The following is a 17,713-nucleotide window of genomic DNA, read 5'->3' as shown; positions in this document are numbered from 1 at the left end:
CAAGGTAATCGTCGGTGGCGCCCACTTCGGCTGAATGAAAGCTGCATTTGCCGATACCTCAAAATAGTCAACTCAGGAGCAACAGGATGAAAGCCCTCACATGGCACGGCAAAGGCGATATACGCTGCGATCAGGTGCAGGATCCGGCCATCGAGGATGACCGTGACGTCATCATCAAGGTCACCTGCTGCGCCATTTGCGGCTCGGACCTGCATCTGATGGACGGCTACATGCCGACCATGGAATCGGGCGACGTGCTTGGACACGAGACCATGGGAGAGGTCGTGGAGGTCGGCCGCGGTCATTCCAAGTTCAAGAAGGGCGACCGCATCGTGGTGCCGTTCAACATTTCATGCGGCGAATGCTGGTTTTGCCAGAAGGGGCTGTTCTCGCTTTGCGACCGGTCCAATCCCAATGCCAAGCAAGCGGCCGAGGTGATGGGACAATCGCCGGCCGGCCTGTTCGGCTATTCGCATCTGGTTGGCGGCTATTGGGGCGGCCAGGCCGAATATCTGCGCGTACCATTCGCCGATGTCGGCCCGATCAAGGTGCCGGAAGGCATGGATGACGAGCAGGTGCTGTTTCTTTCCGACATCTTTCCGACCGGCTACATGGCAGCGGAAAACGCCGGCATCGAGCCCGGCGACACGGTCGCGATCTGGGGCTGCGGTCCGGTCGGCCAGTTCGCCATCCAGAGCGCATGGATGCTCGGCGCCGGTCGCGTCATCGCGATCGACAAGGTTCCGGAACGACTGGCCATGGCTCGCGAACATGGCAAGGCCGAGACACTCGATTTCAGCAATTCAAAGATCTACGACGCCCTGATGGCGATGACCGATGGCCGAGGGCCGGATCGCTGCATCGATTGCGTGGGTACCGAAGCCGATGCCGGCGCCAGTGCAGACTCCATGCTCGACAAGGTCAAGGCGGCTGCCTTCCTCGGCACCGACAGGCCACATGTGCTGCGCGAAGCAATCTACTGTTGCCGCAAGGGCGGCACCATTTCGATCCCCGGCGTGTATATCGGCCTCGTCGATCATATCCCCTTTGGCGCCGCGATGAACAAGGGCCTGACGTTCCGTATGGGCCAGACCCACACGCAGCGGTATCTCGAACCGCTTTTGGCCAAGGTCCAGACCGGCGAGATCGACCCGTCCTTCGTGATCACGCACAGGGCCGGCCTTGAAGCCGGGCCCGATCTCTACAAGACGTTTCGCGACAAGCAGGACGGCTGCATCAAGGTGGTCATGCGGCCGCATGGGTGAGCCGTTCATCGGCACGAGAACCGTTTCGTCTTCGCTCGTGCCTTCCCCTTCATGGCGCCGTCGCGGTCGCGGAACTTTCAATCGTGCCGATGATTGAAATCGTTTCGTGCAAGGAAAGGAACCATCATGGCCAAGGAAGATTCTGCCTCGAAACCCGCCGTCCGGTCACCCAACGCCGAGGGCCTGCCGCACCCAAGGAGGGATGCCAGCGACACGGATGCCGGTGCAAAACCGCTGACGCCAAAGACCGCGGGCGCGTCGCGCCCGTCAAGCGTTCCATTGGACAATCCGGTCGCCAACCGAAATGCCGGTCGGCCACGCCAGGCGAGCACCACGCCCCGGCCCACCGACAAGCCGCTGGATTGATCGCGACAGGCTAGCTCTTTGGATCACGGTTTCTTGGCGCGAAGCGATGCCAGGTCGGCCACGGCAGTGAGGATGGCCGCTTCGCTTGCGGGTTTTGCCACGAATTTGCAGTTTCGGAACCGGGCGGGAAGATCGCCCCGCCCATATCCCGTTACGAACGCGAAAGGAGTGCCGCGAGTCAGCAATATCTCCGCGATCGGCAGGCTCGTTTCGGCGTTCAGTTGAACGTCCAGCAACGCCATGTCGACCTTATCGGCCTCGACCAGCCGAAGTGCTGCGGCAACGGACGAAACAGGCCCGACCACGGGATAGCCCGCCGCACGCAGATCAGACGCGACGTCCTCCGCGATCAGCCACTCGTCCTCAACCACCAGAACGCGCGGTCTGTCGCTCACGGCGCGTCCTTGTGGTTTGCCGAAAAAGCGATCTGGACCTCAAGACCTTCCTTGTGGAAGGAGGTGTCGACCTGGCCCCCGAGCCTGTAGCCGATTTCCCCCTTCAACAGGTTCAGGCCAAAGCCGTTGTTCAACGGCTCCTTGACCGGAGGGCCGTCCTTTTCGCGCCAGCCAAGCGTGAAATTATCGCCGTCCATCGCCCATCTGACACCAATCCTGCCTCGAGGCTTGGACAGGGCGCCATACTTGGCCGCGTTGGTTGCCAGTTCATGGATGGCCATACTGAGGGAAAGCCCCTGTTGCGGGCCGAGTCTAACGTCGTCGCCATCGAGTTCGATCCGTTCGATGCCGAACGGCTCGAGTTCCTGGTGGAGCAGTTCCTTGACCGAAGCTTCTTTCCACCTCTCGCGGGTCAGCAGTCCGTAGGCCCGGGACATGGCATGCAGCCGGCCGATCAAGGCCTCCGCGAACTCTTCTTTCGTATCCGAACTGTCCCGCGTCCGGTTGGCGATGCTGGCGATCACCGCCAGCATGTTCTTGACGCGATGGTTGAGCTCCGAGATGAGCACCTGCTGATGCTCTTCCGCCCGCGCCAGGGTGGTGACGTCGACCAGTGTCACCACGACGCCCTGTATCCTGTTGCCCTTGTCCCGATAGGGATTGATGCGGACCATGTGAAACAGGCCCCTGGAATCGCGCGCAAGATGGTGGTTCAGGGTCTCGCCTGTCTCGAACACCTTGTCGATGTGCTGCTTCAACTCGGGATAATCGAGTTGGCTCGACAGATCCGTCAGCGGTCGGCCGACGTCGGAGGGGCGCAGACTGAAGAAGGATGAGGCCGCCGGCGTGAAGGTCCGCACCACAAGACTGCGGTCGAGAAAAATGGTCGCGATGTCGGTGCTTTCGAACAGATTGCGCAGATCGCTGTTGGCGTGATCGAGCTCTTCTATCTTGCTGGTCAACTCCGCGTTGATCGTGTTGAGCTCTTCGTTGAGCGACTGCATCTCTTCCTTGGACGCTTCAAGTTCCTCGTTGGTGGATTGCGCCTCTTCGTTGACGGAGACGAGTTCCTCGTTCGACGATTTCACCTCTTCGAGGGCCGTCTCGTATTCCTCTATGGTGGATTGAAGGCGCTCTCTTGTGTCGCGCAGTTCCCGCTCAAGATCGGCGGTGCTGTCGCTGTCACGGCCGCCACCGTCCTCATCGGATCGGGCCTGGGTCGGGCCCGACGGCTCGAAGAGGACAAGGTAAAGCGGCTCACCATTGCCCCTCTCGGCCAGGGGTTCGATGGTCAGCCTGATCGGTTGGACGCGTTCGTCGTCTTCCTCGACGGCGAGATTGTCCCGCACAACAGTGCGGCGTGTCGTCGTCGCCTCCCTCAATGCGGCGCGCAGGTCCAGGCGAAGCCCGCGGCGCGCCATCGTCAGCAACTGCCGGCTGGGGATGCCTTGCGGCGCTTCGAGGTATCTTCCGGTCCTCGCCGAATAGTAGACGACGTCGCCTTCGGCGTTGACGAGGACATGCGGCGGCGCGAACCGCTCCAGCACCTGCGCCTCGACAGCCTGGCGCAGCGGATAGCCGACCGTGCCCTTCTTCAAGCCGGCGGTTTCGGCGGGAAAGACGCCGGAATGGACATCCCCGATCAGCGCCGGCAGCCTGATATGTGGCGAGGCATGCTCCCGTGCTTGGAAGAGGCGATGTTTCTTGTCGACGGTGGCGAACAGATTTTCGTGCTGCCCGACGCTTTCGGACGTGCCGAGGAAAAGATAGCCACCCGGCTTCAGCGAATAGTGGAAGACAGGAAGAACGCGGCTTTGAATGGCTGGGCCGAAATAGATCAGCAGATTGCGGCACGAAACCAGATCCATGCGCGAGAAGGGCGGATCGCGGATGACGCTGTGCGGCGAGAAGATGCACAGTTCCCGGATCTCGTTGCTGATGACGTAGCTTTCGCCATCGCCGTTGAAAAACCGCTGTTTGCGCTCCGGGGAAAGACCCTGCATCAAGGCCTCGGGATAGCGTGCGGCGCGCGCCACGGCCAGGGCCGGCTCGTCTATGTCGGTGGCGAATATCTGGACGCGCGGAACGGCTGAAAGCGTTTCCATGTGTTCACGCAGCAGGATGCCGATGGAGAACACCTCCTCGCCGGTGGCGCAGCCGGGAACCCAGACCCTGACCGTATCGGTCGCGGTCTTGCCCTCGAACAGCCGCGGGATGATCTTTTGCTCCAGCAATTCGAAGGCATCGGGATCGCGGAAGAAGTTGGTGACATTGATCAGCAGATCGCGAAACAGGTTCATCACCTCGCGAGGGTCCTTCTTCAGCCAGTCGATATAGCCATTGATGGACTGTATCTGGGCGATCTGCATGCGCCGCTTGATGCGGCGCAGGAATGTCTTGGTTTTATAGCCTGAAAAGTCGTGGCCGGAGTGGCTGCGCAAAATGCCGTATATCTGTTCGCGGACCTTATCTATGTCGGCCGCATGGTCGTCCTCTTCGTTCTTCAGCCCGTCCAGCGTGTCGAAGCCCCTGGCGTAAGCCTCGAGCTTCGCCCCAATCTCCTCGGCGGGCACGGCAACATCGATGAGCCCGCTGGCAATGGCGCTCTGCGGCATGTCGGGGTTGCGCGGACCGTAGCCGTCCGGCGCTTGCGCGACGGTGAGCCCGCCCCGCTCCTTGATCGCCTTCACGCCCAGGGTGCCATCGGAATCACCGCCCGACAGAATCACGCCGACCGAGTATTCGCCCTGGTCGTCGGCCAGTGCGCTGAAGAAGATATCGACAGGTTTGCGCTCCTGGGTAAGCCCATTGGGGCGCCGCAGGTGCAGCACGCCATTCTCGATGACCAGAGTGACGTTTTCCGGCATCACATAGACGTGGTCGGGTTCGACGGCCACGCCGTCCTCGACCACCACGACAGGCATGGCGGTGTAGCGGTCGATGACCTCGTGCAGCAGGCTGTTGCGCTTGGGACTGAGGTGCGTGATGATCACGAACGCCATGCCGGGCCGGTCGGTGATGCCCTTGAAAAGCCCTTCCATTGCGGGAATGCCACCAGCGGACGCACCGATGCCGACGATGGGGAACTTGATTGATCGGGCTGTCACGGCTTGTCCCCCTTTCGCCCGACCGACATGAAGCCTCTCAACGTCGGATCGGACAGGACACAACCATATAGCGCGCAGGGAGGATGGAACAAGTCAGCAAGGATGACGTTGAACCCGATATCCATGGTGGTTCAATGACAAAACGCTCTGCTGGCCTGAAACTCCTGGCGCCAATGGTGCCGGGGGCGCCTGAATTAATCGAAGGTCTCGATGGGCCCATCCCGGATCGCATGCTGGTGCTTGCGAAACGGTTGCAAGCGGCGCTGGATGACAGGAAAGTGGAAGTGCCTTCTTTGCATCCTAAACTCCGTTCGAAGAAAGGATGACGACGTGCGCGATCTGCGGGGGTTGCATCTTCTGATTGTCGAAGACGAATGGTCGATGGCTGGAGATCTTGCGAGGTTTTTCAGCAACATGGGTGCTATCATTCTCGGGCCCGCCGCTACCGTCGAGCAGGCGTCTGAACATACCGATCAAGCCGAAGCTGCAATCCTGGACGTCAATCTCAACGGCCGACGTGTGTTTCCGATCGCCGACAAGTTGATGCGCCGCGGTATCCCCTTCGTATTCTTCAGCGGCGACAACGAGATCGCCATCCCCGAGCATCTCCGTTACGCCAGCAATTTGCGGAAATCCTCGGGCAGCAAGGCTGTGTTCAATGCCCTTTTTCCGCCGCAGGCGTCCGAACAAGCGGACATCTCCGTGCCCTCCCCGCCAGACGACGTTTTCACCCTTTTGCCCAAACTGCGCCTCGCGGCGCGTCTTCTGCTGGGAGACGTCAACGCATCGGACCGGCTGGTCGAGAGGACACTCGAGCAAGCGATCCGGGACGTCGACCACCGGCAGCTTGGCCAGTCCACCGAAAACTGGCTCAACGACGTCATGCGAGAAGTGGCCAAAGCCCGCGGCGCAAAGCTGATGCATTGAATTCTCCTGGGCCGAGGCCAAGGCGCTTCCCTTGGGGGCTGCTGGATCACCTTTCTGGATCAGCGCCCGAAGCAATAGGGCAGTCGATTGTTCCAGCGACTTTCGAGATTTTCTGGGGCCCGCTGCATCGGCCGCCAGGCCTTCTTAACCTTTGCGATCGCGCTCGACGAATTTGTTGAAACGGCTGGATTTTCCGTCGCTGGTCTTGGCCTGATAAAGGAAGGCCAGATCGTTCTCGTCGAATATCCGGAAGAACTCGTCCCAATCGATGGGGTCGAATGCTTCCTCGGGCTCGCCAAAGTCGATCCGCAGGATGCCGCCCTCGCCCTTGGTGCGGACCACCGCCGGCCGGCCCTGCCGCTCCTCGGCCCATTTGCGAATTTCGTCGTGATTGGTGGTCGTCTGGGACTGCGACATTGAAATCTCCCTTGATCATCGGCTTCGCCTTTCGGCGTCACGGCGGCTGTCGAGCGCCCTAACAGCATACCGGCGGCAATGTTCCCGCATCGCGGGCCGATGGTGTTGCGCTTGCTTTCAGGCGAAGCCCGCGAAGGGAACTTTGTTGAAGCACAGGGAACAAACCTTTTGCCGAAAAGTTCGGGGCGCCGAGGTCACTTGTCCGAGGAGTCGTCGTGAAACGCATATTGGTTACAGGAGGCTGCGGCTTCATCGGCCGCCACGTCACACAAGAACTCATCGCTCAGGATTATTCAGTTCGCATTCTCGACGCCCTGCTGGAGCAGGTGCATGCGGGTGAAGCGGTCGCGCTTCCCGCAGGTGCCGAACTGATCAAGGGCGACATTCGCGACCGCGAAGCCGTTGCCGAGGCGCTGGAAGGCGTCGACGCCGTCATTCATCTGGCGTCGGAAGTCGGCGTCGGACAATCAATGTACGAGATCGCGCGCTATGTCGGCACCAACGATCTCGGCACGGCGACATTGCTTGAAGCGCTGATCAAGCATCCGGTCGAACGGATCGTCGTCGCCTCCTCGATGAGCGTCTATGGCGAGGGCCTCTATGCCACGCCCGACGGCCGGCGCATCGACAATGCAAGGCGCAAGTCAAGCGACATCAAAAGCGGACAGTGGAATCCGCTGTCGCCGGAAGGCGAACCCCTTTCGCCGCTGCCGACGGATGAAGAAAAGCCGGTCGACCTCGCCTCGATCTACGCGCTGACGAAATACGCCCAGGAACGCGCCGTGCTGATCTTTGGCGAAGCGTACAACATCGATGCGGTCGCGTTGCGCCTGTTCAATGTCTTCGGTGCCGGCCAGGCGCTATCAAATCCCTATACCGGCGTGCTGGCCAATTTCGCTTCACGTCTCGCCAATGGCCAACGGCCGATGATCTTCGAGGATGGCGAACAGAAGCGCGATTTCGTTCATGTGCATGACGTCGCCCGCGCCTTTCGCCTTGCGCTGCAGCAACGTCAGGCAAAGGGCCACGTCATCAACATCGGCAGCGGCCGCGCCTATGCGATCAGCGAAGTCGCGCGATTGCTGGCCGAAGCCATGGGAACCCCGAACCGTTCGCCCGAGCTGCTCGGCAAGGCGCGCTCCGGCGACATTCGCAACTGCTTCGCCGATATCTCCAAGGCTCGTGAGCTGCTCGGTTTCGAACCCGCCCTGCAATTGGAGAACTCTCTCGGGGATTTCGTTTCCTGGGTGCGCAACACGGCCGCCGTCGATCGCGGCGCCGAAATGAAGCGCGAACTCGAAGAGCGCGGGTTGGTGTCATGAGCCCGGGCGCACGCAACCGACGCGAAGCGCCGGTCGCCATCGTCGGCGGCAGCGGCTTCATAGGATCAAACCTGGCCGACAGCCTGTTGTCGGATGGCGAGCCAGTGCTGGTGGTCGACAATCTCAGCCGTCCCGGCGTCGAACAGAACCTGCAATGGCTTGCCCAGAAACACGGTGGCCGCCTAACGGTCGAGACCATCGATGTGCGGGACGCCAATGCCTTGGCGCCGGCCCTGATGAGATGCAAGGCGATTTTCCATCTCGCCGCGCAGACGGCCGTCACCACGAGCCTGGTCCGGCCGGACGAGGATTTCGACATCAATCTTCGCGGCACGTTCAACGTGCTGGAAGCGGCGCGGCTGAGCGGCGAGCGCATCCCAGTGATTTTCGCCAGTACCAACAAGGTTTACGGCAGCCTCCCCGACGTCGCGGTTCGCGCGGACGACGACCGCTACATACCTTGCGATAGCGCGATCCAGGCCGGCGGGATCGACGAGGCTCGCGGCCTCGATTTCTGCACACCCTATGGCTGCTCCAAGGGCGCGGCGGACCAATATGTGCTCGATTATGCCAAGTCCTACGGCATGCCGACGGCGGTGCTGCGGATGAGCTGCATCTACGGACCGCGCCAGTTTGGAACCGAGGACCAGGGTTGGGTAGCGCACTTCCTGCTCAGCGCCCTGACGGGACGGGAAATCACCATCTATGGCGACGGCAGGCAGGTGCGCGACATCCTGCACGTTTCCGATGCGGTCGCCGCCTACAGGGCCGTGCTGGACCATATCGAGCTCACCAAGGGCCAGGCATTCAATCTTGGCGGCGGACCTGAAAACGCGCTCAGCCTGCGTATGCTGTTGAGCGAGATCGGCGGCCTGACCGGTCGCGAGCTCTCGGTCCGCCATGATGGGGAACGGACCGGCGACCAGCCCTTCTTCGTCGCCGATACCCGCAAGATCGAAACCGCGCTTGGCTGGAAGGCGCAGGTTGCGTGGCGTGAGGGCATTCGCGATCTCGCCGACTGGCTGCAGCGCCACCGGCTCGAGCCCCGCCCCGAAGCCGTGAGGTACGTCGCATGAGAATAGCGCTGGTCAACCCGTCCTGGACATATGACGACAGCATCTATTTCGGCTGCCGCCAACCGCATCTGCCGCTGGAACTCGGCTATTCGAAAGCCCTGCTCGAGGCGGCCGGCCATGAGGTGCTGATGCTGGACGGGCAATTGCAGAAGCTCGACAATTCCGGACTCTGCGAACGCGTGGTTGATTTCGCGCCGGCAATGACGGTCGTCAGCACCGCGCCGACCTATCTGTTCTGGCGCTGCGCACCGCCGGAATTGCGGGTGCCGGCCGATTTCCTCAATCGCCTGGCCGGGCGTGGCGGACGCACGGTCGCGGTCGGGCCACATGGTTCGGCGACACCGGCGCCGACCTTGCGCAAGCTGGGCGTCGACATTGTCGTGCGCGGCGAATGCGAGGAAGTCGTCGCGGAACTTGCACGACGCGACGATTGGAGCGCGGTACCCTCAACCGCCTATCTGCGGGATGCCAAGCTGGTTTCGAACGGCGGCGTCCATTCCAGTTCGTTTGTCGATCACCCGCCGCTGGAATGGCCGTCCGACTGGATTGCCGCCCATTCACACCACCATCACCGGTTCGATGACCAACAGCTTGGATTCGGCGCCGAGGTCGAGGCGTCGCGCGGCTGTCCCTACAATTGCAGCTTCTGCGCCAAGATCGATTTCCGCGATGCCTATCGCCGCCGCAACCACGAAGCGGTGGTGACTGAAATCGATAGGCTGATCGCCCAGGGTGTCGGCTACATCTACTTCATCGACGAAATCTTCCTGCCCCAAAAAGCGTTGCTGGAGGCGTTGGTCGGCCGCGATGTGAAATTCGGCGTCCAGACCCGCATCGATCTGTGGAAACCCGAGCTGCTGGAACTGCTGGGCGCGGCAGGCTGCGTGTCCATCGAAGCCGGCCTCGAAAGCCTGACGGTGGAAGGGCGGGCCATGCTGGCGAAGCGCTGCCGGCTGGGCACCGAGGAGCTTGCCGCGCTGCTGGTCAAGGCCAGACGCCACGTTCCCTTCGTCCAGGCCAATCTGATCGGCGTCGTCGAGGACGATCCTGCCCTTGTCGATCACTGGCGAGCCCACCTGATCGACAATGGCGTGTGGGCCAATGAACCCGTGCCGCTGTATCCATATCCGAGTTCGCCCAGCTATCGCGAGCTTTGGGGCGAACCCGACGACCTCGCCTGGGAGCGCGCTCATGATCATTACCTCGCATCGTTCCAGAAGTTCAGCGACATCCAGGAAAAGCGCCCGCGCCCGCTGGCGGAACTGGAGGCGGCATGTTGCGGACACTGACGCCACGCAAGCGCCGCATCCTGATGACCGTCGACGCCATGGGCGGAGTATGGCGCTATGCGCTTGATCTCGGCCGGGAACTGGTCAATGGCGGCGACAGCGTTGTGTTCGCCGGCCTGGGGCCGCACCCATCCAGGCAACAGGCCGAAGAGGCACGGTCCTTCGCGACGCTCATCTGGCTGAATACGCCACTGGATTGGATGACCCGCAGCGCCGGCGAGCTCGACCGTCTGCCGCTGGAATTGCGTGCGCCGATACGCGACTACGCCATCGACCTTGTCCATCTCAACGGACCGACGCAGGCCGTGGGGTTGGACGCGCCTTGCCCAGTCATAGCCGTCTCGCATTCATGCGTGACGACATGGTTCCATTCCGTCAAGGGACAGGCGTTGGATAGCGCATGGAGCTGGCAGAAAGAGCGCAACAGGCGCGGCTTCGACAGGGCCGACGCAGTCATCGCTCCAAGCCGCAGCCATGCCGAGATGCTCGAGACCTGCTATGGCCCGATCGCACGCCTTCACGTCGTCGGAAATGCCGCACGCCCCGTCCCGACAGCAGAAACCCGCCAGCCGCTCGTCTTCGCCGCCGCCCGCTGGTGGGACGAGGGAAAGAATGTGGTGGTGGTCGACCAGGCCGCCTCGTTGACGCAATGGCCTCTCTTTACAGCCGGTTCGCTTCACGGCCCTAACGGCGAGCGCGCCATCGTCAACCATGCCGTTCCTCTCGGAGCACTGCCGCATGGCGAGGTGCGCTCGCTGATGGCCCGCGCCGGTATTTTCGTGTCTCCGTCGCTCTACGAACCGTTCGGTCTGGCGGCTCTGGAAGCGGCCATGTCGGCAACGCCCCTGGTGCTCTCGGACATCCCGACCTATCGCGAGTTATGGGACGGGGCCGCGATGTTCTTTGACGGGCGCGACCCGCATGATCTCGCTGCCTGCATCAATCGTCTTTCCAGCGATGCGGGGCATAGGCGGGAGCTCGGCCACGCCGCCCTCCGCCGAAGCCGCAGGTTCACTCTGGCGAGACAGGCAGCGGCCATGCGCGATGTCTACGAAAAGGCGGCGCTGGCCGTGGCGGAGCGCTGATCATGCGCTTCTTGTTCTACACCCACTCGCTCGTCTCCGACTGGAACCACGGCAATGCCCATTTCCTTCGCGGCGTCATGCGCGAACTGGTGGCGCGCCGGCATCAGGCCATCGCTCTGGAGCCGGCGGACGGCTGGAGCCGATCGAACCTACTGGCCGAGAGGGGATCCTTCGCGATCGAACGTTTTCGCAAGGATTTCCCCGAATTGATGCCGGTGACCTACGATGCCGGGTTCGACCATGAAGCCTGGATCGCCGAGGCCGACGTGGTGATCGTCCACGAATGGACCGACCCGGAGCTTGTCGCTCGCATCGGCCGTGCCCGGGCCGATGGCGGCAAATTCACCTTGCTGTTTCACGACACCCATCACCGCGCCGTGTCGGCCACCGAGGCAATCTCGGCGCTCCGCCTGGAACATTATGATGGCGTTCTCGCCTTTGGCGAAGCGCTGCGCGAGAGCTATCTGCGCGCCGGGTGGGGCAAGCGTGTCTTCACCTGGCATGAAGCGGCGGACGATCGGCTGTTCAAACCGCACCCGGAAATCCACGCGACGTCCGACCTGGTCTGGATCGGAAACTGGGGCGACGACGAGCGGACGGCCGAAATCCAGGAGTTCCTGATCGAACCCGTGCGCGATCTCAGTCTTCAGGCCACTGTTCACGGTGTCCGCTATCCCCAGCCGGCACTTGCTGAACTGGCCGCCGCGGGTCTGCGCTACGAAGGGTGGATCGCCAATGCCGACGTGCCGAAGGCGTTCGCCGCGCATCGTGTCACCGTGCACATCCCGCGGCGTCCTTATCGTGAAGGCTTGCCCGGAATTCCGACGATCCGCATGTTCGAGGCACTTGCCTGCGGCATCCCGCTGATTTCAGCGCCTTGGTCCGACGTCGAGCAGCTTTTCAGGCCCGGCATCGACTTCCTGTTTGCCGAGGATGGATCGCAAATGCGGCAACACCTCCAGGCGGTGTTGGCCGATCCCGATTTTGCGGCCTCCCTGGTGACCTCGGGTCTTGAGACCATCCGCTCGCGGCACACCTGTCGTCACCGCGTCGACGAGTTGTTCGACGTGCTCTGGCAATGCACGACCCTGCACACCGCCGAGCTGACCGCCGCAAAGGAAGCCGCAGCATGAAGATCGCATTCTATGGATCGAGCCTTTTGTCGTCCTACTGGAACGGCGCCGCGACCTATTACCGAGGATTGCTGAAGGCGCTTTCGCAACTGGGCTACGAAATCACCTTCTATGAGCCTGACGTCTATGACCGGCAGAAGAACCGCGACATCGAGGCGCCGGACTGGTGCTCTGTCGTCGTCTACGAGGCAACCCACCATGCCCTGATGCAGGTGGCGGCGCGTGCCGCCGAAGCCGATATCGTCGTCAAGGCGAGTGGCGTCGGCTTCGAGGACGAGGCGCTGCTTCGCGCCGTGCTCGACCACGCCCGCAGCGATGCGCTCATTGTATTCTGGGACGTCGACGCGCCGGCCACACTCGCCCAGCTGCGCGACGAGCCGGACCACCCGCTGCATCGTGCGCTGCAAGAAATCGACCTTGTGCTGACCTATGGTGGCGGCGATCCCGTAGTCTGGGCCTATCGTGCCATGGGCGCGAACGAGTGCGTGCCAATCTACAATGCGCTCGATCCCGAAACGCACCACCCGGTCGCCAGCAATGCGCGTTTTGCCTGCGATCTGGCGTTCCTCGGAAACAGGCTGCCGGATCGTGAAGCGCGGGTGGGATCGTTCTTCCTCGATCCCGCGGCCCAGCTGCCGGAACAACGTTTTCTGCTCGGCGGATCTGGGTGGGGCGACAAGCCGCTCCCCGCCAATGTCGGCTGGCTCGGCCATGTCGGCACCCGCGATCACAACGCCTTCAATGTCACGCCAAAGGCGGTGCTGAACATCAGCCGCGACAGCATGGCCGCGAACGGTTTTTCACCCGCCACGCGTGTCTTCGAGGCGGCCGGCGCCGGCGCTTGCCTGATCACCGATGCCTGGCTCGGCGTCGAGCTGTTCCTGAAGCCCGACGAGGAGATCCTTGTGGCGCGCGACGGCGGCGATGTCGCCGAAATCATGCAGGCGCTGACCCCAGTTCGGGCAAAGGCGATCGGCCAGGCCGCACTTCGACGCGTTCTCGCCGATCATACCTACGCATTGCGGGCGGCCGTGGCTGATGCGGTCTTCAAACGGCATTTGACGCACGGGACCGTGGAGGCAGCCGAATGACCAGGCAGTTGGACATCGTCTTTCTCGGCCTGTCGCTTTCCTCGTCCTGGGGAAACGGCCATGCCACCACTTTTCGAGGTCTGTTGAAAGGCCTCCACCAACTCGGCCATCGCGTAACTTTTCTGGAGCACGATGTGCCGTGGTACGCCAATCACCGCGATTTGCGTGACCCGGATTTCTGCGCCTTGCGCTACTACGAAACCGTGCAGGAACTGCAACGCGACTACGCGCGGTGTCTGCAACAGGCCGATGTCGTGGTGATCGGCTCCTTCGTACCGGAAGGGCGCGCGGTGATCGATACCGTCGCTTCACTTTGCAAAGGACAACTCTGCTTTTACGACATCGACACGCCGGTGACCCTGGCGAAGCTGTCGGCGGACGATTGCGACTATCTGAGCTGGCGCCAAATCCCCTACTTCGACATCTATTTCTCTTTTGCCGGCGGCCCGATGCTTGCCGATCTGACGCAGACCTTCGGCGCACGCCGCGCCGAGCCGCTCTACTGTTCGGTCGATCCGGAACGGCATCACCGCACCGCCGATCCGATCGGCTGGGATCTCGGTTATCTCGGCACCTACAGCGCCGACCGGCAAGCCACGCTCAACGCGCTCCTGCTCGAGCCTGCACGGCGCATGCCGGATCGGCGTTTCGTCGTGGCCGGCTCGCAATATCCGTCCGACATCGACTGGCCCGACAATGTCGAGCGCATCGAACACTTGCCGCCGGCCGATCATGCCGCATTCTATAGCCGTCAGCGCTACACCCTGAACGTCACACGCAGTTCCATGATTGCCGCGGGATGGTCGCCCAGCGTGCGCCTTTTCGAAGCCGCGGCTTGCGGCACGCCGATCATCAGCGACCGCTGGCCAGGCCTCGACAGCTTCTTTCCCGCATCGACGATCCACACGGCCAGGATGGCGGACGAGGTCGTCGCGATCCTGTCCCGGGAATCGGCTCGTACACGTCTCGCCATGGCCGACCGGGCACGCGAACTCGTCCTTGCCTCCCACACCGGTGCGGCCAGGGCTCGCGAATTCATCACGGCGCTTACGCAAAAGGGGGCGGTGGTCGTCGATCTCGATATCGGAAGTGCAGCATGACTGGCAGACAGGAGAAAATCGCGATGCGACAAACAAAAAAAGCGCAAAGGGCAAAGACGGTGCTCGTCGCCGGTGGCGCGGGCTTCCTCGGTTCGCATCTTTGCGAAGCATTGTTACGCGATGGCTGGCGTGTGATCTGCGCCGACAATTTTCTTACCGGTCGCATGGAGAACATCAACGCGATCATGGACCAGCCGGGTTTCCGGCTGATCGAGCAGGATATCTGCCGGCCATTGGACCTGGGCGAGCCGGTGGATCGCATTTTCAACATGGCCTGCGCCGCCTCGCCGCCGCGTTACCAGGCCGATCCGATCCACACCACGCGAACCTGCGTCATCGGAACGTTGAACCTGCTCGAACTCGCCGCCCGCAACGACGCGCGATTGCTGCAGGCCTCCACGAGTGAAGTGTATGGCGATCCGGAGCAACATCCGCAGAGGGAAGATTATGTCGGCCATGTGAACTGCACCGGCCCACGCGCCTGCTACGACGAAGGCAAACGCACCGCCGAAACACTTTGCTTCGACTATCTGCGAGCCGGCAAGGCCGACGTTCGTGTCGCGCGTATATTCAACACCTACGGGCCGAGAATGGATCCGGCGGACGGCCGCATCGTCTCGAACCTGATCATGCAGGCCCTGGAGAAGCGCCCGCTGACGATTTTCGGCGACGGCATGCAGACGCGATCCTTCTGCTACGTCTCCGATCTGATCGATGGGTTGATGGGCCTTATGGATATCAATCCCAATCCGGGCAAGCCCGTCAATCTGGGCAACCCCGGCGAATTCACCATTGTGCGACTGGCGGCATTGGTGAAGGCTATGACCGGCACCAAATCGGACATGACGTTCCTGCCGCTGCCGCAGGATGATCCTCGACGCCGGCAGCCCGACATCTCGCGCGCAAAAACGCTGCTCGGCTGGACGCCAAGAGTGCCTCTCACCGAGGGGCTCGCGCGGACGATCAGCTATTTCGCCACGCTTGAAGGCGGCTCGATCGGCGATCAAATGGCAGGACGCTCCACAAGGGCGAGACCCACGTCAGGCGGGCTGCAGAACCTCCCTGCCTGATGCCGGACCGCGGTCACATCTTCGCATCGATTCCCGCGGGAACATCCAGGCAAGCTTTTGGTTTGACGGGAGGACCACATATGGAGGACCTCCTCATGCACCCCAAGCGATCTCGGACCGATATCGACAGGATGGCGGAACGAGAGACGGCTGCGTATTTGCGGCGAGCCTCAATCACCTATCTGGAGTGCTGTGTCAGCCTGATGATGACGCATCTGCAGCGGGAGGAGGTGGCCAGTATTCTCGAGCAGGAAGCAGACATGCTGCGCAGGCTGGATTGACGCAGACTAATCGGCCCTGGCCTGGCCCAGGAACCGTGTCAGTCCTGCCTCATATCGGTTTGCCGTCTCCTCCAGCCTTGCTCTTTCCCGGCCATTCTCGGATTGGGCGGCCATGCTCCACAGACCGAGCTGGAACGTCAAATAGCAAGGTTTGAAATAATCGATGAGCCTGGTGTCGATGTTGCTATCCATGCCGCCGATCAACGTCGCCGCCTCGGCTTCGGACAAGTCATATTCTACGCAGGCGCCGGCAATATCCCATTCTATCGGCTGGCAGCCGATCAGATCGTGTCCTCGGCAATGGTCGACTGCATCCGTCTTGATCAGCGTACCATCGGAACCGACCAGAAACTCCCAGGGGTGAAGCCTGCCGTCGATCTCGACCCGTTCCAACACCTTTGCGGGCGTCTGCTTCGAGAACCAGGTCCGCAGTCTAGCCGCCTGGCTTTCGCCCAAAGCTTCGGAAGCATTGTGAACCGCCATCTCCGCGAGGGCGAGCAATGATGCGCCGGCTTCGCAGGTCCGCAGATTGGTCGCACGCCAGGCCAGATAGCGTGTGAACGCCGCGACAAGTCTCTGCCTGGACAGCGGCAGCTGATCCATCGTGGTTCCATCGGTCCACCGTTCGACCAGAAAACCGTGGCAGACCCCGATGACTTGCGGTCCGAATCCGGCTTGATGCAACATCCTGGCGGCTTGCATCTTGCGCAGCCCGGTTTCGCCGAGGCCGACAAATTTGACAAGCCAGCGACCTTGACCCGCGGAGGCCAGGAACTTTCGCCGTTCGGTGCCGCGTGTGCTCGGTGGCCAGCGCTTTTCGTCGGCGTAGTGAAGGGAGCGCCACGCGCCCCCGGATATTTCGGTCAAGCGCAATTTCGGACTGCCAACCGCCTCGGCTACCCAATCGCGCAGCGTTGGACTTTGCGAGCTTTCGGGGAAGGTGCGTTCGAACGTCATCGCCACATGCCTGCGGCAGCGCACCCATGTCTCCCGAACATCCGGCGAGGCTTCGGCGCCCGGATCGCCCGAATGGCTGGGGAACAGGTGAATGCGGTCCGTATCGATGCCCTGTTTTCTCAGCCACGCGACGACGGCATGGACCGAACTTCCCGACAGGCCGGGACCTTCGTCGACGACCGCGAAACGGGCCGACGGCTCGTTCCTCCAGGCCGCCGCCAAACCCGGATCGGCATTGAGGCGCCGATCGAAAGGATGCCCGATCGGGCGCACGCTGATGGGCGCCGGCGCACCGATCGCGGCCGCCACCATGGCCGCGAGCCCCAGGCCGATGCTGCGGATGCCGATCACGCATGTGTTCGCATCGAGACCTGATATCCGCGCCGCGCCGAGATAACTCTCTGGATAAAGCGCATAGTGCGCGTAGCCCTCGGCCGAGCCGGTCAAAACCTCTGCCTTGCAATCGAGCCCGGCCAGCATTTGGAGAAGTCGCGGGTCGATGCCACCGTCTACAGCGAACCCGTTTCGCCACGACCTCGCCACCTCTGCCGCAAGCCCGACCAGCAGCCTGGCGCCTTGCTGCTGCGAAGGCGAATTGGTGTCGACGCCCCGGGCCTTGAAGTCGACATCCGCGAGCCCCTGGACCAGTTCCGACACGCTGACGAACAGCCCGACCAATGCGGCATGGCGCCGGATGCCGCAAAGCATGCGATCGAGGCCTTGGGCCATTTCGATCGCCGCCTTCTGAAGCTGTCGTGCGTTCTCGGTCCGCTTGTGGTCGCCGTAGACGATCATTGGTCGATTTCCGATGCTTGCCGTGCGGGCAACGCGG

Annotated in this window: 17 protein-coding genes; 13 read left to right on the top strand and 4 right to left on the bottom strand. The window is 62.3% G+C overall.

What is annotated here, in order from left to right; translation table 11 throughout:
* The first annotated feature begins 86 nt into the window (after nucleotides 1-86).
* Nucleotides 87-1,265, top strand: coding sequence for a zinc-dependent alcohol dehydrogenase (locus LB554_RS00400; RefSeq protein ID WP_015319138.1), 1,179 nt, complete (start codon nucleotides 87-89; stop codon nucleotides 1,263-1,265).
* A gap of 126 nt (nucleotides 1,266-1,391) precedes the next feature.
* On the top strand, nucleotides 1,392-1,631 hold the full coding sequence (locus LB554_RS00395; RefSeq protein WP_015319139.1) for a hypothetical protein: 240 nt from the start codon (nucleotides 1,392-1,394) through the stop codon (nucleotides 1,629-1,631).
* Nucleotides 1,632-1,654: 23 nt separating this feature from the next.
* Here LB554_RS00395 and LB554_RS00390 read toward each other — a convergent pair whose 3' ends face one another.
* Together LB554_RS00390 and LB554_RS00385 are read right to left on the bottom strand one after the other, a co-directional pair.
* On the bottom strand, nucleotides 1,655-2,026 hold the full coding sequence (locus LB554_RS00390) for a response regulator (RefSeq protein ID WP_015319140.1): 372 nt from the start codon (nucleotides 2,024-2,026) through the stop codon (nucleotides 1,655-1,657).
* Nucleotides 2,023-5,133, bottom strand: coding sequence for a CheR family methyltransferase (locus LB554_RS00385; protein WP_140617533.1), 3,111 nt, complete (start codon nucleotides 5,131-5,133; stop codon nucleotides 2,023-2,025). Before LB554_RS00385 ends, LB554_RS00390 begins: the two co-directional genes overlap by 4 nt.
* Nucleotides 5,134-5,216: 83 nt before the next feature.
* Here LB554_RS00385 and LB554_RS00380 point away from each other — a divergent pair, with 83 nt between their 5' ends.
* Nucleotides 5,217-5,459 carry a hypothetical protein gene (locus LB554_RS00380; RefSeq protein ID WP_140617534.1) on the top strand — a complete coding sequence of 81 codons (243 nt, stop codon included), beginning with the start codon at nucleotides 5,217-5,219 and terminating at the stop codon, nucleotides 5,457-5,459.
* Nucleotides 5,460-5,463: 4 nt separating this feature from the next.
* A complete protein-coding gene (locus LB554_RS00375; RefSeq protein WP_224582628.1) occupies nucleotides 5,464-6,060 on the top strand; it encodes a response regulator in 597 nt (198 codons plus the stop codon).
* Nucleotides 6,061-6,204: 144 nt separating this feature from the next.
* Here the strand turns inward: LB554_RS00375 and LB554_RS00370 are convergent, their stop codons facing one another.
* Nucleotides 6,205-6,477 (bottom strand): hypothetical protein, encoded by a 273-nt coding sequence (locus LB554_RS00370; RefSeq protein ID WP_015319143.1) that lies wholly within the window; start codon nucleotides 6,475-6,477, stop codon nucleotides 6,205-6,207.
* A gap of 215 nt (nucleotides 6,478-6,692) precedes the next feature.
* On the opposite strand from LB554_RS00370, the gene LB554_RS00365 reads away from it, so the two are divergent.
* The 9 genes from LB554_RS00365 to LB554_RS00325 all read left to right on the top strand — a co-directional run bounded on the left by LB554_RS00365 (nucleotide 6,693) and on the right by LB554_RS00325 (nucleotide 15,924).
* On the top strand, nucleotides 6,693-7,799 hold the full coding sequence (locus LB554_RS00365; protein ID WP_015319144.1) for an NAD-dependent epimerase/dehydratase family protein: 1,107 nt from the start codon (nucleotides 6,693-6,695) through the stop codon (nucleotides 7,797-7,799).
* Nucleotides 7,796-8,875 (top strand): NAD-dependent epimerase/dehydratase family protein, encoded by a 1,080-nt coding sequence (locus LB554_RS00360; protein WP_140617535.1) that lies wholly within the window; start codon nucleotides 7,796-7,798, stop codon nucleotides 8,873-8,875. Before LB554_RS00365 ends, LB554_RS00360 begins: the two co-directional genes overlap by 4 nt.
* Complete coding sequence (locus LB554_RS00355) at nucleotides 8,872-10,164, top strand: TIGR04295 family B12-binding domain-containing radical SAM protein (RefSeq protein ID WP_140617536.1); 1,293 nt, start codon at nucleotides 8,872-8,874, stop codon at nucleotides 10,162-10,164. The genes LB554_RS00360 and LB554_RS00355 overlap by 4 nt, the downstream gene beginning before the upstream one ends.
* Complete coding sequence (locus LB554_RS00350; RefSeq protein WP_140617537.1) at nucleotides 10,149-11,249, top strand: glycosyltransferase family 4 protein; 1,101 nt, start codon at nucleotides 10,149-10,151, stop codon at nucleotides 11,247-11,249. The genes LB554_RS00355 and LB554_RS00350 overlap by 16 nt, the downstream gene beginning before the upstream one ends.
* A 2-nt stretch (nucleotides 11,250-11,251) precedes the next feature.
* The gene (locus LB554_RS00345) at nucleotides 11,252-12,382 is read left to right on the top strand and encodes a glycosyltransferase (protein WP_140724272.1); all 1,131 of its coding nucleotides are present in this window, start codon (nucleotides 11,252-11,254) and stop codon (nucleotides 12,380-12,382) included.
* Nucleotides 12,379-13,473 carry a glycosyltransferase gene (locus tag LB554_RS00340; protein WP_015319149.1) on the top strand — a complete coding sequence of 365 codons (1,095 nt, stop codon included), beginning with the start codon at nucleotides 12,379-12,381 and terminating at the stop codon, nucleotides 13,471-13,473. Before LB554_RS00345 ends, LB554_RS00340 begins: the two co-directional genes overlap by 4 nt.
* Nucleotides 13,470-14,573, top strand: coding sequence for a glycosyltransferase (locus LB554_RS00335; RefSeq protein WP_224582626.1), 1,104 nt, complete (start codon nucleotides 13,470-13,472; stop codon nucleotides 14,571-14,573). Before LB554_RS00340 ends, LB554_RS00335 begins: the two co-directional genes overlap by 4 nt.
* Nucleotides 14,574-14,596: 23 nt before the next feature.
* Nucleotides 14,597-15,643, top strand: coding sequence for a UDP-glucuronic acid decarboxylase family protein (locus LB554_RS00330; protein WP_140617540.1), 1,047 nt, complete (start codon nucleotides 14,597-14,599; stop codon nucleotides 15,641-15,643).
* 80 nt (nucleotides 15,644-15,723) lie between these two features.
* Nucleotides 15,724-15,924, top strand: a complete 201-nt coding sequence (locus tag LB554_RS00325; RefSeq protein WP_224582624.1) for a hypothetical protein — start codon at nucleotides 15,724-15,726, stop codon at nucleotides 15,922-15,924.
* Between the two features lie 6 nt (nucleotides 15,925-15,930).
* Here LB554_RS00325 and LB554_RS00320 read toward each other — a convergent pair whose 3' ends face one another.
* Nucleotides 15,931-17,676 carry a hypothetical protein gene (locus tag LB554_RS00320; protein WP_224582622.1) on the bottom strand — a complete coding sequence of 582 codons (1,746 nt, stop codon included), beginning with the start codon at nucleotides 17,674-17,676 and terminating at the stop codon, nucleotides 15,931-15,933.
* Nucleotides 17,677-17,713 lie beyond the last annotated feature (37 nt).

The organism is Mesorhizobium sp. CO1-1-11 (genome assembly GCF_020164995.1).
Lineage (GTDB): Bacteria > Pseudomonadota > Alphaproteobacteria > Rhizobiales > Rhizobiaceae > Mesorhizobium > Mesorhizobium australicum.
This window is presented reverse-complemented; position numbering and strand designations above follow the sequence as displayed.

What these genes read in the sequence shown, in the direction of transcription:
- LB554_RS00400 (WP_015319138.1), top strand. Translation starts at nt 87, where the DNA reads ATGAAAGCCCTCACATGGCACGGCAAAGGCGATATACGCTGCGATCAG.
- LB554_RS00395 (WP_015319139.1), top strand. Translation starts at nt 1,392, where the DNA reads ATGGCCAAGGAAGATTCTGCCTCGAAACCCGCCGTCCGGTCACCCAAC.
- LB554_RS00380 (WP_140617534.1), top strand. Translation starts at nt 5,217, where the DNA reads ATGGAACAAGTCAGCAAGGATGACGTTGAACCCGATATCCATGGTGGT.
- LB554_RS00370 (WP_015319143.1), bottom strand. Translation starts at nt 6,477, where the DNA reads ATGTCGCAGTCCCAGACGACCACCAATCACGACGAAATTCGCAAATGG.
- LB554_RS00360 (WP_140617535.1), top strand. Translation starts at nt 7,796, where the DNA reads ATGAGCCCGGGCGCACGCAACCGACGCGAAGCGCCGGTCGCCATCGTC.
- LB554_RS00355 (WP_140617536.1), top strand. Translation starts at nt 8,872, where the DNA reads ATGAGAATAGCGCTGGTCAACCCGTCCTGGACATATGACGACAGCATC.
- LB554_RS00350 (WP_140617537.1), top strand. Translation starts at nt 10,149, where the DNA reads ATGTTGCGGACACTGACGCCACGCAAGCGCCGCATCCTGATGACCGTC.
- LB554_RS00345 (WP_140724272.1), top strand. Translation starts at nt 11,252, where the DNA reads ATGCGCTTCTTGTTCTACACCCACTCGCTCGTCTCCGACTGGAACCAC.
- LB554_RS00340 (WP_015319149.1), top strand. Translation starts at nt 12,379, where the DNA reads ATGAAGATCGCATTCTATGGATCGAGCCTTTTGTCGTCCTACTGGAAC.
- LB554_RS00335 (WP_224582626.1), top strand. Translation starts at nt 13,470, where the DNA reads ATGACCAGGCAGTTGGACATCGTCTTTCTCGGCCTGTCGCTTTCCTCG.
- LB554_RS00330 (WP_140617540.1), top strand. Translation starts at nt 14,597, where the DNA reads ATGCGACAAACAAAAAAAGCGCAAAGGGCAAAGACGGTGCTCGTCGCC.
- LB554_RS00325 (WP_224582624.1), top strand. Translation starts at nt 15,724, where the DNA reads ATGGAGGACCTCCTCATGCACCCCAAGCGATCTCGGACCGATATCGAC.
- LB554_RS00320 (WP_224582622.1), bottom strand. Translation starts at nt 17,676, where the DNA reads ATGATCGTCTACGGCGACCACAAGCGGACCGAGAACGCACGACAGCTT.